Annotated in this window: 12 protein-coding genes; 8 read left to right on the top strand and 4 right to left on the bottom strand. The window is 39.6% G+C overall.

Translation table 11 applies throughout. From position 1 onward, the window contains the following. Positions 1 to 83: 83 nt before the first annotated feature. Genes ABDW32_RS03780 through ABDW32_RS03765 form a run of 4 tightly spaced genes read right to left on the bottom strand, consistent with a single transcriptional unit; the run spans position 84 to position 3573 of the window. The gene (locus ABDW32_RS03780; RefSeq protein ID WP_343559515.1) at positions 84 to 893 is read right to left on the bottom strand and encodes a phosphate ABC transporter ATP-binding protein; all 810 of its coding nucleotides are present in this window, start codon (positions 891 to 893) and stop codon (positions 84 to 86) included. After that, a complete protein-coding gene (locus ABDW32_RS03775) occupies positions 851 to 1702 on the bottom strand; it encodes an ABC transporter permease subunit (RefSeq protein ID WP_077433317.1) in 852 nt (283 codons plus the stop codon). The genes ABDW32_RS03780 and ABDW32_RS03775 overlap by 43 nt, the downstream gene beginning before the upstream one ends. Further along, positions 1695 to 2591 carry a phosphate ABC transporter permease subunit PstC gene (gene pstC / locus ABDW32_RS03770; protein ID WP_077433315.1) on the bottom strand — a complete coding sequence of 299 codons (897 nt, stop codon included), beginning with the start codon at positions 2589 to 2591 and terminating at the stop codon, positions 1695 to 1697. Before pstC ends, ABDW32_RS03775 begins: the two co-directional genes overlap by 8 nt. Position 2592: 1 nt before the next feature. Beyond that, positions 2593 to 3573, bottom strand: a complete 981-nt coding sequence (locus ABDW32_RS03765; protein WP_343559512.1) for a substrate-binding domain-containing protein — start codon at positions 3571 to 3573, stop codon at positions 2593 to 2595. Positions 3574 to 3709: 136 nt separating this feature from the next. Here ABDW32_RS03765 and ABDW32_RS03760 point away from each other — a divergent pair, with 136 nt between their 5' ends. The 8 genes from ABDW32_RS03760 to ABDW32_RS03725 all read left to right on the top strand — a co-directional run bounded on the left by ABDW32_RS03760 (position 3710) and on the right by ABDW32_RS03725 (position 12455). Continuing rightward, positions 3710 to 5815 (top strand): HEPN domain-containing protein, encoded by a 2106-nt coding sequence (locus ABDW32_RS03760; protein WP_343559509.1) that lies wholly within the window; start codon positions 3710 to 3712, stop codon positions 5813 to 5815. An 11-nt stretch (positions 5816 to 5826) separates the two neighbouring features. Then, complete coding sequence (gene cobA, locus ABDW32_RS03755) at positions 5827 to 6585, top strand: uroporphyrinogen-III C-methyltransferase (RefSeq protein ID WP_343559506.1); 759 nt, start codon at positions 5827 to 5829, stop codon at positions 6583 to 6585. 2 nt (positions 6586 to 6587) lie between these two features. Beyond that, the gene (locus ABDW32_RS03750; protein ID WP_343559504.1) at positions 6588 to 7166 is read left to right on the top strand and encodes a bifunctional precorrin-2 dehydrogenase/sirohydrochlorin ferrochelatase; all 579 of its coding nucleotides are present in this window, start codon (positions 6588 to 6590) and stop codon (positions 7164 to 7166) included. Beyond that, positions 7156 to 7857, top strand: coding sequence for a phosphoadenylyl-sulfate reductase (locus ABDW32_RS03745; RefSeq protein ID WP_343559501.1), 702 nt, complete (start codon positions 7156 to 7158; stop codon positions 7855 to 7857). Before ABDW32_RS03750 ends, ABDW32_RS03745 begins: the two co-directional genes overlap by 11 nt. A gap of 54 nt (positions 7858 to 7911) precedes the next feature. Beyond that, on the top strand, positions 7912 to 8802 hold the full coding sequence (gene cysD / locus ABDW32_RS03740; protein WP_343559499.1) for a sulfate adenylyltransferase subunit CysD: 891 nt from the start codon (positions 7912 to 7914) through the stop codon (positions 8800 to 8802). Positions 8803 to 8839: 37 nt separating this feature from the next. Then, complete coding sequence (locus ABDW32_RS03735) at positions 8840 to 10084, top strand: GTP-binding protein (RefSeq protein ID WP_343559497.1); 1245 nt, start codon at positions 8840 to 8842, stop codon at positions 10082 to 10084. A 692-nt stretch (positions 10085 to 10776) separates the two neighbouring features. Beyond that, on the top strand, positions 10777 to 12108 hold the full coding sequence (gdhA, locus tag ABDW32_RS03730) for an NADP-specific glutamate dehydrogenase (RefSeq protein ID WP_343559495.1): 1332 nt from the start codon (positions 10777 to 10779) through the stop codon (positions 12106 to 12108). Between the two features lie 101 nt (positions 12109 to 12209). Then, on the top strand, positions 12210 to 12455 hold the full coding sequence (locus ABDW32_RS03725; RefSeq protein ID WP_343559493.1) for a hypothetical protein: 246 nt from the start codon (positions 12210 to 12212) through the stop codon (positions 12453 to 12455). Positions 12456 to 12462: the final 7 nt, after the last annotated feature.

Here is a 12462-nt window from a genome sequence, read left to right as displayed (position 1 = left end):
GCAAGAGCTTGTAAAAGAAAAAGAGTTAAAGATTGTATGTAGCATACAACCTTTAACTCTTTTTCTAATAATGGAGCATTCTATCACGAGATAAAACCTTTTACATATTGTTTCGTGATCTCATGCTGTGGATTTAACAATACTTGTTCGGTAGGGCCAAATTCAAGGATTTCACCACCGTAAACAAAAAGGATATAGTCGGATACTCTTCGGGCCTGCCGCAAGATATGCGTCACCAGAACAATGGTATAATCCTGTTTTAATTCGATCAATAATTCTTCAATTTTCGCTGTAGATAATGGATCCAATGCAGAAGTTGATTCATCACCGAGTATAATCTCTGGTTCTACAGCAAGCCCCCTTGCCAAACAGAGCCGTTGTTGCTGTCCAATCGAAAGACCACTTGCAGACTGTCCCAAACGGTCCTTTACCTCATCCCATAGCGCCACATTTCGCAGTTGTGTCTCCACAATCTTATCCAGTTCTTTTTTACTTTTGGTGCCATGTATACGCGGGCCATAAGCAACATTATCGTAGATAGACATTGGTAACGGGTAAGGTTTTTGGGACAATAGCCCCATTTTCTTACGAATATGTGTTACCTCGGCATCCTTACCATAAATATCCTCACCATTAACAAGTACAGACCCGGTGATTTCAACACCTTTTGTATCGTCAACCAGCCGATTAAGTGTTTTCAAAAGTGTAGTTTTACCGCAACCTGAAGGTCCAATAATGGAGGTTACACTATTATTGGGCAGGGCAAGATTAATATTCTTTAAGATATGTCTTCCATCTATATATACATTGAGATCCTTGATCTGAATGTGAGGATCAGTCAAAGGACTGTTTAACGACGATTCTTTTGTTTCGATTGAAGGATATGCGTGCATACTACGATAATTAAAATAATGATTGTTAAAACCAGAGCCGAGGCATAAGCCCGTCCCTGCACCTCAGGAATTGGGCTACTTAACTGAAAAAATATAGCCAAAGGAAGTGTTGCTGCGGGCTCGTCAATATATTTGGGCAAATTGTCGCTGAATCCAGTTGTCAATAATACACCAGCAACATCACCAATAGCTCTCCCGAAAGCCAATAGAATGGCTGTCAATAGTCCGGCACGAATACTCCGCAGCATGACCTTTGCAAGTTCCCAACGTGTTGTACCCAAGGAAAGGGTTACATTTTTCAGGTCTTCAGGAATCGTTTTGATCAGCTCGTCTACTGTGCGCACGACAATAGGGATCGTTAGTAAAGTCACCGTGATGATGCCACCCAATAGGGAAGCCCTAATGCCAAAATAAACCATAATCCCAAAACCCACAGCCCCATAAACAATAGATGGAACACCATAAAGCACATCAAACAAAAGTTTTGAGAACTGCGTTATTCGGGATTTTGTCCCCAAATAAATATTGAGATAAAGCGAAATCGGAATGCCAATCAAAGCGGATAGAGCGGTCGCTACACCCGCTAGGTATAATGATCCTAATATGGCATTTAGAATTCCACCTTCTTTGCCGATGTAAAATCCACCTTTGGGCAACTGGCTAACCATCTCCCAATTGAGATAGGGAAGACCTTTATAAAGTATCGTGCCTACAATGAAAAATAGCGAAGCAGTTACTGTAATTCCCGATAAATGCATAAAGCCTTTTGCGATCTTTTCGCTCAATAACCTTCTCTTGGTATTATCCATCTAAACCTCCTTCAAGACGCCTCAATATCAGACGTGATATTAAATTGAAAACAAATATGATGACAAATAGCAATAGTGCTGAAAACATCAATGCAGACTCATAAAGTGGAATGGACATCATCTCACCAAAATTGTTAGCGATTAAGGCCGGAATGGGATACCCTGCGTCAAATATAGATGTAGGCACCTTGGGCACGTTTCCACAAACCATTAATACGGCTATCGTCTCTCCGAAAGCCCGAGAGGTAGACAAGACGATAGCGGCAATGATACCGGGCTTGGCTTTTTTGAGAATAACATGTTTTATGGTATCCCATTTCGTTGCTCCCAAGGACAAAGAAGCTGCTTTCAATTCATATGGAATTGTTTGGAGCACTTCAACCATAATCGAAATCATGATAGGAAAAATCATGACCGCCAATACAATCCCCCCAGCTAAGACCGAATAGCCTGATGTCACCACACCAAAAACCGGAGCAATATAAAGCTGGATCAAGGGAACTATAAATAACACGCCCCAAACACCATATAATACCGGCGGTATGGCTGCCAAAACATTGACAAGAGGCAGCATCATATTTTTCAATGCGTCAGAAGCATATTCAGTCAAATAGACTGCTGTCAAAATACATAGTGGTATTGCAATAGCTAGCGATATCAATGTGACTGCGAGCGTACCCGCGATAAAAGGCAGAAATCCAAATGAACCCTTCATCGGCGCCCACACCTTATCTGTCAATAACTGAAATACATTGCTATATTCAAACAATGGGATGGATTTTACGGTTAAACCAACCGCAATAATCAGCACAACTGACAGCGATATCAGCAGCAATATGAATGTGGAGCGTTTTACTAAAGTATCCTTGACTAGACGTATATTGAGCATGTTATAACTTTTTTAGTTCTTTATTGATCAGTGTTTCAGTTAAAGGCACATAACCATTTTTTAACAGCTGTGATTGCGCTTGTTTTTGCAGCACAAATGAGATAAACTCCTTCAAGAGCAGTGACTCTGTTTTATTCCGTGTAACAAATGTCAGCTCACGGGCCGGTGGAGCAGGGTATCTGCCTGTCGCAACTGCTTCAGTCAGGTCTGATAAAGACCCATAGAATTGCTCATCTGCTTCAATCTGTCCATTTTTGTTCAAATCCAATGGCAACACATCAATACGATCAAATACTTTGTTTGTCTTTAAATTATAGACATAGTTAATATTATTGAAACCTATACCAAATACATCATCTTTAATTGCCTGGGCGATGCCCGGATCTCCGAAGATGCCAACTCCTTGAAGGTCTTCTTGTCTATGACCGAAAAACTTAGCCCAGGTTTCTGCTGCACCCGCGGCATCCGAACGCACATACACATTAATTGGATCCGGGGTAAATTGAGCATCAATTTGATTCCAAGTCTTAAATTTTCGACTGACAAAAATACCTGCAAGTTCCTCTTGTGTTAAGCCCCTTCTCAACAGCGCTTTATAATTCGGATTACCGGGGTTTAATGTGCATATCACGGCATCTTTGGCAACGACAATTGGAACAGCGCCTTTTTTTATCTCTTGGGCATGCAGATCCCTTGACACAAGACCAATGTCTACCATACCTGTTAGCACATCGGCAATCCCTTTTCCTGCACCTCCTGCAGATATATTAAAACGCACATTTGGATGAATCTTTTTAAAATCTTCACTCCAGATTACCGCTAGCGGGTAGAGCGCAAAGGCTCCGGATAACGAAATATTTCCCTCAAATCCACGCTCTTTACTATATCCATTCTTTACTTTTGGAGCGCAGGAAGTAACTTTAAATACAGTTATAAAGCTAAAAATCAGAAGTATCAAATATCTATTTATCGTTACACCCATTAGTCTACAGGTTTAGTATATTAAATTTTATACGGCAAATATATATTAATTTGGTAGATATTATAGAATATTAAAAAAATATTTTTACATTTGACATCGAGAAAAGAATACTAAATCAATAGATTTTATTTGTTTTATGCAAAGCTTCCGTACAGAACTAGAAAATCCAGTCGTGGAAAAGGAGATTATTGAACTTGAAAAAAAGATTCGATTATTTCACGAAGGTAAGATCGCTGATGAGAAATTTAGATCACTGCGTCTCGCCAGAGGTGTATATGGACAAAGACAACCAGGGGTTCAGATGGTTCGTATCAAACTTCCATTTGGAAAAGTTACTTTTAAGCAATTGATCAAAATCGCGGCAATATCAGATGAGTATGCCAGCCGCAACCTGCACTTGACTACACGTCAGGATATTCAGATTCATTATGTCAGTCTGGATCGCACACCAGAACTTTGGTCAAAATTAGCCGAGGACGATATTACCTTAAGGGAAGCCTGTGGCAATACTGTTCGCAACGTAACGGCTTCACCAACCTCGGGTATTGATCCGAAAGAACCCTTCGATGTATCACCTTACGCCCAGGCTACATTTGAATACTTTCTACGTAATCCAGTCTGTGCGGAGATGGGTAGAAAATTCAAGATGTCGTTTTCGGCAAGCGCAGAGGATACCGCTTTTTCATATATCCATGACTTGGGCTTTATTCCAAAATTGAAATATATTGATGGGGTAGAAGTGCGCGGTTTTAAAGTGTTGCTCGGTGGTGGCCTAGGGTCGCAACCATTTTTGGCGTCTTTAACAAATGAATTTCTTCCGGAAGATGAACTTATCCCATATATAGAGGCGACGCTAAGAGTGTTTGACCGATATGGCGAACGCAACAACCGTAATAAAGCACGTTTTAAATATCTTATTCAAAAGCTGGGCCTACAAGAGGTGCTAAATTTAATCGAAGCGGAAAAAATTGCCACAAAAGTGAAGACTTTCCCTATTGATCGGACAAAAATTGAACAGCCCTTACCTCCAGATGACAGCCAGGTAGCGGCCTTGGATCTAGATACAGATCTAAACTATCAAATATGGAAGAACACAAATACATTTGGTCAAAAGCAGTTAGGTTATTATGGTGTCTATGTACGGGTTTCTACAGGTGATATAGGTACTGATAAAGCGCGGGCATTGGTCGCTGGATTAAAAAATCTTGTTGCGGATGATATCCGGATAACGCAAAACCAAAGCCTGCTTTTAAAATATGCCACGGAGAAATCATTACCGCATATTTATCAATTGCTTAAATCACTTGATCTAGCCCAAGTCGGTTTTGATAGCACAGCTGATGTAACAACATGCCCAGGGACAGACACCTGTAACCTTGGTATTTCCAATAGTACTGAAATGGCTCGGGTCATTGAATCCTATATCGCTGAATTTCATCAGGATTTTGTGTTCAACAGGGATTTGAAAATTAAGATCTCCGGCTGTATGAATTCCTGTGGTCAACACGGACTGGCACATATCGGCTTCCACGGCAGCTCGGTTAAAGCGGATGGCAAGGTTGTACCTGCTGCACAGGTTATGCTTGGCGGTGGTACAATCGGTGACGGCGAGGGTAGAGTAGCGGAACGGATTATCAAAGTACCAACCAAACGGGTATTGCATGTCGTTGATTTAGTGCTTAACGATTACAAGAAGAATGCTGAAGACGCTGAGAACTTCCATGCCTATTACGACAGACAGGGTAAAAATTACTTTTACAATTTATTAAAACCGCTGTCGGATCTGACGACGCTTGCTGAAGATGAATTTGTGGATTGGGGCCATGAAGGGACTTTCCAAACAGCAATAGGTGTGGGCGAATGTGCCGGAGTGGTGATCGATTTGGTGGCAACATTGATCTATGAAGCAGAAGAAAAATTGCAATGGGCAAACGAGACCTTTCAGGAAGCGAAATTCGCTGACGCTATTTATCATGCATACAATGCCTTTGTTCAGGCAGCGAAAGCTTTACTATTAGATAAAGGTATCAGCGCGAGCACGCAAAATACAGTCATCAACGAGTTCCAAACACATTTTGTGGAATCTGGCGAATATAATTTTGGCCAAACATTCCCAGAACTTGTTTTACAAATCAGTAAAAATGAACCAACTGAAGACTTTGCAACGGGCTATCTTCAAGAAGCCACCAAGTTTATCAATGAGGTTTACCAACGTAAAAATTTAACGCCTGTATTGGCATAGGAGGGAATGGAATGTCGATAGAAGCAAAAGTAACTTTAGTAGGCGCAGGGCCGGGAGATCCGGAATTGATAAGCCTAAAAGGCATCAAAGCGATCCAGAAAGCGGATGTTATTTTATATGACGCTCTGGTCAATGATGAACTATTGGATTATGCAAAAGCAGATTGTATAAAGATTTATGTTGGAAAACGTGCCGAACAGCTTTCAACATCACAAGATGAGATCAATCGTCTACTGGTTGATTACGCATTAAATTATGGGCATGTCGTGCGTCTGAAAGGCGGTGATCCTTTTGTTTTCGGACGAGGTGGGGAGGAGATTGATTATGTGGCGCAATACGGTATTGAAACAGCGGTCGTACCGGGTATTTCGTCAGCGATTGGCCTGACAGGATTACAGCAAATCCCATTGACTTATAGAGGAATCAGTGAAAGTTTTTGGGTAATAACAGGTTCAAAATCTGATGGTAGTTTATCCAACGACTTACAGCTAGCTGCAGAATCCAATGCGACTGTAGTCGTTTTGATGGGTTATGGAAAATTAGCGGAGATTGTGAACATTTATAAAGATAAAAATCTTCATAATCTGCCAATTGCCCTGATTCAGAATGGCTCGTTGCCTAATGAAAAGGTTGTGTTAGGTACAATTGATAATATCCTCGACGAGTCTACTGAAAAGAGAATCGGAGTGCCAGCTATTATTATTATCGGTGAAGTGGTCGCCAAACACAGGTCGTTTCAACAGATTAAAGAAAAAGCGCTTGCATTATAAAGATGAATCAGCTATTTCCCATATTCGTCAAGCTTGACCAGGTCCATACTTTATTAATTGGAGGAGGAAAAGTTGCGCTGGAAAAATTCCAGGCACTGATCGCCAATGACGAGACATTGCAACTGACAGTTGTCGCGAAAGAAATAGTTACGGAGTTTAAGCAATTGCTCGAGATTTATCCCCATGTGCAACTTTATATCCGACCATTTGAGGCGAGTGACATTGAAAATAAACAACTTGTTATTGCTGCGACAAATAATATGGAGCTGAATGATGAGCTGCGTAAGCTAACATCCCTTCATAATATTCTTTTTAACGCGGCGGACAAACCGGATCTATGTGATTTTTATCTGGGATCTATTGTTACTAAAGGTAATTTGAAAGTAGCGATTTCCACCAACGGCAAGTCTCCAACAATTGCAAAACGGGTGAAGGAACTGCTCAACGATCTATTACCGGAGGAAATCGACGAAACGCTTTCGCTGATGAGCGAATATCGTGAACAGCTGAGAGGAGACTTTGAATTTAAGGTCAAGAAGCTGAACGAACATACCAAAAATATATTACGTCATGAACGTTAAGGAAATTAAAGAAATTATTGGGGATAAAAAAGGGGCAGAAATGCTACAGGTAATTGCGTCACTGTATCCTTCAGAAGTTGTTTTTTCAACTTCTTTTGGGATAGAAGATCAGATTATTACCGAATGGATCGGCAAAAATAATATCGGAATCGATATTTTCACGCTGGATACCGGCCGACTGTTCAAAGAAACATACTCCTTATGGAGCCGTACACTTGAAAGATATCAATTAAATATCAAAACATATACACCGGATACCACATTACTGGAAGATTTTATCAGTAAAAAGGGACCAAATTCTTTTTATGAATCTGTTGAAAACCGTAAGGAATGTTGTCGGATCAGGAAGATTGAGCCACTACAACGCGCGATTAAAGGAAAGAAAATTTGGATTACGGGTATACGGTCCGAACAATCAGCCAATCGGCATGATATGGATTTTATAGAATATGATGAGGTTAACGATATCATTAAAATCCATCCTTTATTTGACTGGACTTTTGAACAGGTGAAAAAATATTGTCAGGAACAATATATCCCCTATAATGTCTTACACGACAAAGGCTTTCCAAGCATAGGTTGCCAACCCTGTACAAGGGCCATTCAGGAAGGTGAGGATTTCCGGGCAGGAAGATGGTGGTGGGAAGATCAAAGTAAAAAAGAATGTGGTTTACATGCGGTTAAATCTTAATCCTGAAAATTGTACATCCAAATTCATTAAATTAAATTTTATTATTTCAAAAAAATGGACTATTTAGATCATTTAGAAGCGGAAGCAATATATATATTAAGGGAGGTCGCCGGACAATTTGAAAAGCCAGCGTTATTATTCTCAGGCGGAAAAGATTCCATTACTTTGGTTCATTTGGCAAAAAAAGCATTTAGGCCAGGCAAATTTCCTTTTCCATTGGTTCATATCGATACAGGGCATAATTTTCCCGAAACAATTGCTTTCCGGGATTCACTTATTGAAGAGATCGGAGAAAAGCTGATTGTCGGCTATGTACAAGATAGCATAGATCAAGGCAAAGTGGTTGAGCAGAAAGGCAAAAATGCTAGCCGTAATGCGCTTCAGACAGTAACCTTATTGGATACAATTTCGAAATATGGTTTTGACGCATGCATCGGTGGCGCTCGTCGGGATGAAGAAAAAGCACGTGCAAAAGAACGTATTTTTTCGGTGCGTGATGAATTTGGACAATGGGATCCGAAAAGACAAAGACCGGAGCTGTGGAGCATCTTTAATGGCAAGATCAACAAAGGCGAAAATGTGCGCGTATTTCCGATTTCAAACTGGACGGAGCTCGATGTATGGAATTACATCAAGCGCGAGCAAATAGCATTACCATCCATTTATTTTAGTCACGAACGGGAAGTCATTACCCGGAACGGGCAATTAATGGCGGCTGCACCTTTTTTGAATATCGATGATGAGGATATTGTAGAAACCAAATCTGTTCGTTTCAGAACTGTAGGCGATATGACCTGTACCGCGGCAGTAGATTCCACCGCCACAGCACTCGATGATATCATCGCGGAGATCAAAGCTTCAACAGTTAGTGAACGTGGAGCACGTATGGATGATAAAGTATCTGAAGCGGCAATGGAAGAGCGTAAAAAACAGGGCTATTTCTAATTCTTCAACCCCAATTTAATACTTGATATTGACAATAATGAATATACTGAAATTTATAACAGCTGGTTCCGTAGACGATGGTAAAAGTACCTTAATAGGTCGACTGCTATACGATACCAATTCTATTTTGGACGACCAATTGGAAGCGATACAACGTGCGAATCGGAAAAATGATGATGGCACCGTAGATTTAGCGATCTTAACGGATGGACTAAAAGCAGAACGCGAGCAAGGAATAACGATCGATGTTGCCTATAAATATTTCCAGACGGATAACCGGAAATACATCATTGCGGATGCTCCTGGTCATATCCAATATACACGGAACATGGTTACTGGAGCTTCAAATTCTGAGCTGATTATCATCTTAGTTGATGCACGGAAGGGAGTCATTGAGCAAACTAAAAGACATTCCTTTATTGCTAAATTATTAGCAATGAAACAAATACTTGTTTGTGTTAATAAAATGGATATGGTTGACTATAGTGCTGCTGTTTTTGAACAAATCAAACATGATTACCTACAACTGGCCGCCAATCTAGGACTTCAGGATGTTGACTTTATCCCAGTATCCGCATTGAAGGGGGATAATATCGTTCATAAATCTGATCGTATGCTCTGGTATACAGGAGAATCGCTCTTGGATTATTTAGAAAACGTTGAAATCCATGAAAATCAGGCCTCGAATTGGAGATTCCCAGTGCAATGGGTGGTAAGACCACAAACGGATGATCTGCATGATTATAGGGGATATGCCGGCAGAGTGTTGGGAGAGGGGCTAACTGTTGGCGATCAGGTGATTATTTATCCTTCGGAAACATATAGCACTGTAAAAGCAATAGAATTTAATGGCCTGCAACTTGAGCGTGCGGAAAACGGACAGTCAGTTATTCTTCATTTAACGGATGATGTGGATATCAGTCGCGGCGACACAATTGCAAATGTTGAAAAGCAACCAAAATTTGAACGTAATATTCAGGCAAACGTATGCTGGTTTGACAACAAACCCCTTGATACCGAACAGATTTATTTGGTTCAGAGCCACAGTAAACTGACGAAAATAAAGATTGTTGATGTGCTTTATAAATTTGATATCAATACACAGGAAAAAGTTTTTGATGAAACCATCAAGCTTAATGATATTGGCCGGATCGCAATTAAATCCGCTGAAAATCTTGTGTTTGATCTGCAAGATGAAAATTCTGCAAATTCACAAGCAATCATCATCGATCCAAGGACTAATCTAACAGTTGGTGCTTTGATGATCCAAGCTGTTGATTGAACATAGATCTTAATCTGTAAATATTCAACCTAAATATTTATTAAGGAATCTGAGCAAAATGCTTAGATTCCTTTGCTATATAGAATAACGCTAGCCTTAAACCTTGAGATCCCATATACGTTAGTATCAAACGTACAACTTCATAGTAAAATTTCAATCTAATCGATACTCACTTTGGATCGATTAGATTTGCTGTGGTAGGGGTATTTTATAAAACTATTATTTAACATAATATAAATTATAACAACTATTTATTCATGGAATACCTGGATCCTTTAAGAGCTATTTTAGACATGATTTTATTATAAAACTATCATAAGGCAATTGTATTCTCTTCAGCTGTGTCATATGCATATTGATCAAGCTTAATAAGAATAACTGAGGATGATTTCACGAGCTCTTACGAAAATTAAAATCAACTGCGATCAACATTACGTAAATTACAGCATTTTATCCATTTCGTTATAAAAACGAAAATGATTCTTTTTTTTAACCATATTATCGAATAAAATACTCGAATGATCTAATTTTCGCTACAAATTCTACGCTTAAAATACAAAGCATGCATATTATTAAGAATTTGAAATTTCAGAATATCAACCAAATTTTTGAAAAAAATGGATTAAAATTGATTTTCTATTAAAAAATACATAAATTAGTGCCAGCCAAAGGGAAATTTTACTAATTAAAACATGTCAAAAAATTTTAACGAGTTCATTGCGAGCGTTGAGAAACGCAATCCAAATGAACCAGAATTCTTACAAGCTGTAAAAGAAGTTACAGAGGATCTATTTCCTTATATCACAAACAATCATCCTGAATTCTTCGATCAAAAGATTCTTGAGCGCCTCACTGAACCTGAACGTATTATCTCTTTTCGTGTAACCTGGTTGGATGACAATCATGAAGTACAGGTAAACCGTGGATACCGTGTCCAAATGAACAGCTCTATTGGTCCATATAAAGGCGGACTTCGCTTCGCTCCTTCTGTGAATCAAAGTATCTTGAAATTCCTGGCTTTTGAGCAGGTTTTCAAAAATAGTTTAACTGGTTTACCGATTGGCGGCGGTAAAGGTGGTTCTGATTTTGATCCCAAGGGCAAATCAGACAATGAAATTATGCGTTTTTGCCAAAGCTTCATGACTGAATTATACCGTCATATCGGCGCGGATACAGACGTTCCTGCTGGAGATATTGGGGTTGGCGGCCGTGAGATTGGCTTTCTATTCGGACAGTTTAAGCGTCTTCAGAACAATTTTACTGGGGTTTTGACCGGTAAAGGTGAATTGTGGGGCGGTTCTTATATCCGTCCGGAAGCTACTGGATACGGTCTCTTATATTTCGTAGACTGTATATTTAAGCATAAGGGGCAATCGCTACAAGGAAAAGTAGCTACAGTGTCAGGTGCAGGAAATGTTGCATTCTACGCGGTTGAAAAAGCAATGCAATTAGGTGCAAAAGTGATTACCGTTTCCAATAGCCTAGGTACATTGTATGATCCAGATGGTTTTGATACTGAAAAAATGGCTTTCGGGGCAACTTTAGGACGCAATTTGGATCAATACCCTGCCCGTTATCCAAATGCGCAATTTTTACCTGGACAAAAGCCTTGGCAATTTAAATGTGATATTGCATTACCATGTGCGACACAAAATGAATTGGATGAGTCTGATGCAAAAACACTCGTGGCAAATGGCTGTATCTGCGTTGCAGAGGGAGCTAATATGCCTTCTACTGCCGAAGCCATTAAGGTCTTTCTAGATGCTAAAATCAGTTTCGCTCCGGGGAAAGCGGCCAATGCCGGCGGAGTTGCCGTAAGTGGTTTGGAAATGTCGCAAAATTCGATCCGTACACAATGGGGTACTGAGGAAGTAGATAGCCGCCTGAAAACAATTATGGGAAGCATTCATGAAACTTGTTTGAAATATGGCAAAGAAAACGATTTTGTTAATTACTTAAAAGGTGCCAATATTGGTGGTTTTATTAAAGTGGCTAACGCCATGAAAGCCCAGGGAGTAGTATAATCAGCCTTTTTCTAATCATATCATAATCCTGAACGCTCAAATGTATTTCATTTGGGCGTTTTTTTATACTTTTATGGTAATTTTTAAAATAAGACATTTACATGAGATTAATAGCGGAACTCCCCCATCCTGATTGCAAGATTTCCATTTTTGGAATGAACCAAAAATTCATTATCAAATTTGAACAGGGAAATTTGGAGCAATCTTATAAAATTGCAGAAGTTGATATCATAGGCGGCGTAAATGGTGTCTTTGAATTACTTGATGAGGATTTTCTTAAAAGTGTGATAGATCAGTTTGCTTTAATGCGTCAATCATTTAACAGTGCTTACAGTAGATACGAATAGCGATCAT

Source organism: Sphingobacterium sp., from assembly GCF_039596235.1.
Taxonomy (GTDB): domain Bacteria; phylum Bacteroidota; class Bacteroidia; order Sphingobacteriales; family Sphingobacteriaceae; genus Sphingobacterium.
This window is presented reverse-complemented; position numbering and strand designations above follow the sequence as displayed.

Coding starts and splice junctions, on each gene's coding strand:
- ABDW32_RS03780 (WP_343559515.1), bottom strand. CDS start 893: ATGCACGCATATCCTTCAATCGAAACAAAAGAATCGTCGTTAAACAGT.
- cobA (WP_343559506.1), top strand. CDS start 5,827: ATGTCGATAGAAGCAAAAGTAACTTTAGTAGGCGCAGGGCCGGGAGAT.
- ABDW32_RS03745 (WP_343559501.1), top strand. CDS start 7,156: ATGAACGTTAAGGAAATTAAAGAAATTATTGGGGATAAAAAAGGGGCA.
- gdhA (WP_343559495.1), top strand. CDS start 10,777: ATGTCAAAAAATTTTAACGAGTTCATTGCGAGCGTTGAGAAACGCAAT.
- cysD (WP_343559499.1), top strand. CDS start 7,912: ATGGACTATTTAGATCATTTAGAAGCGGAAGCAATATATATATTAAGG.
- ABDW32_RS03760 (WP_343559509.1), top strand. CDS start 3,710: ATGCAAAGCTTCCGTACAGAACTAGAAAATCCAGTCGTGGAAAAGGAG.
- pstC (WP_077433315.1), bottom strand. CDS start 2,591: ATGCTCAATATACGTCTAGTCAAGGATACTTTAGTAAAACGCTCCACA.
- ABDW32_RS03775 (WP_077433317.1), bottom strand. CDS start 1,702: ATGGATAATACCAAGAGAAGGTTATTGAGCGAAAAGATCGCAAAAGGC.
- ABDW32_RS03750 (WP_343559504.1), top strand. CDS start 6,588: ATGAATCAGCTATTTCCCATATTCGTCAAGCTTGACCAGGTCCATACT.
- ABDW32_RS03725 (WP_343559493.1), top strand. CDS start 12,210: ATGAGATTAATAGCGGAACTCCCCCATCCTGATTGCAAGATTTCCATT.
- ABDW32_RS03765 (WP_343559512.1), bottom strand. CDS start 3,573: ATGGGTGTAACGATAAATAGATATTTGATACTTCTGATTTTTAGCTTT.
- ABDW32_RS03735 (WP_343559497.1), top strand. CDS start 8,840: ATGAATATACTGAAATTTATAACAGCTGGTTCCGTAGACGATGGTAAA.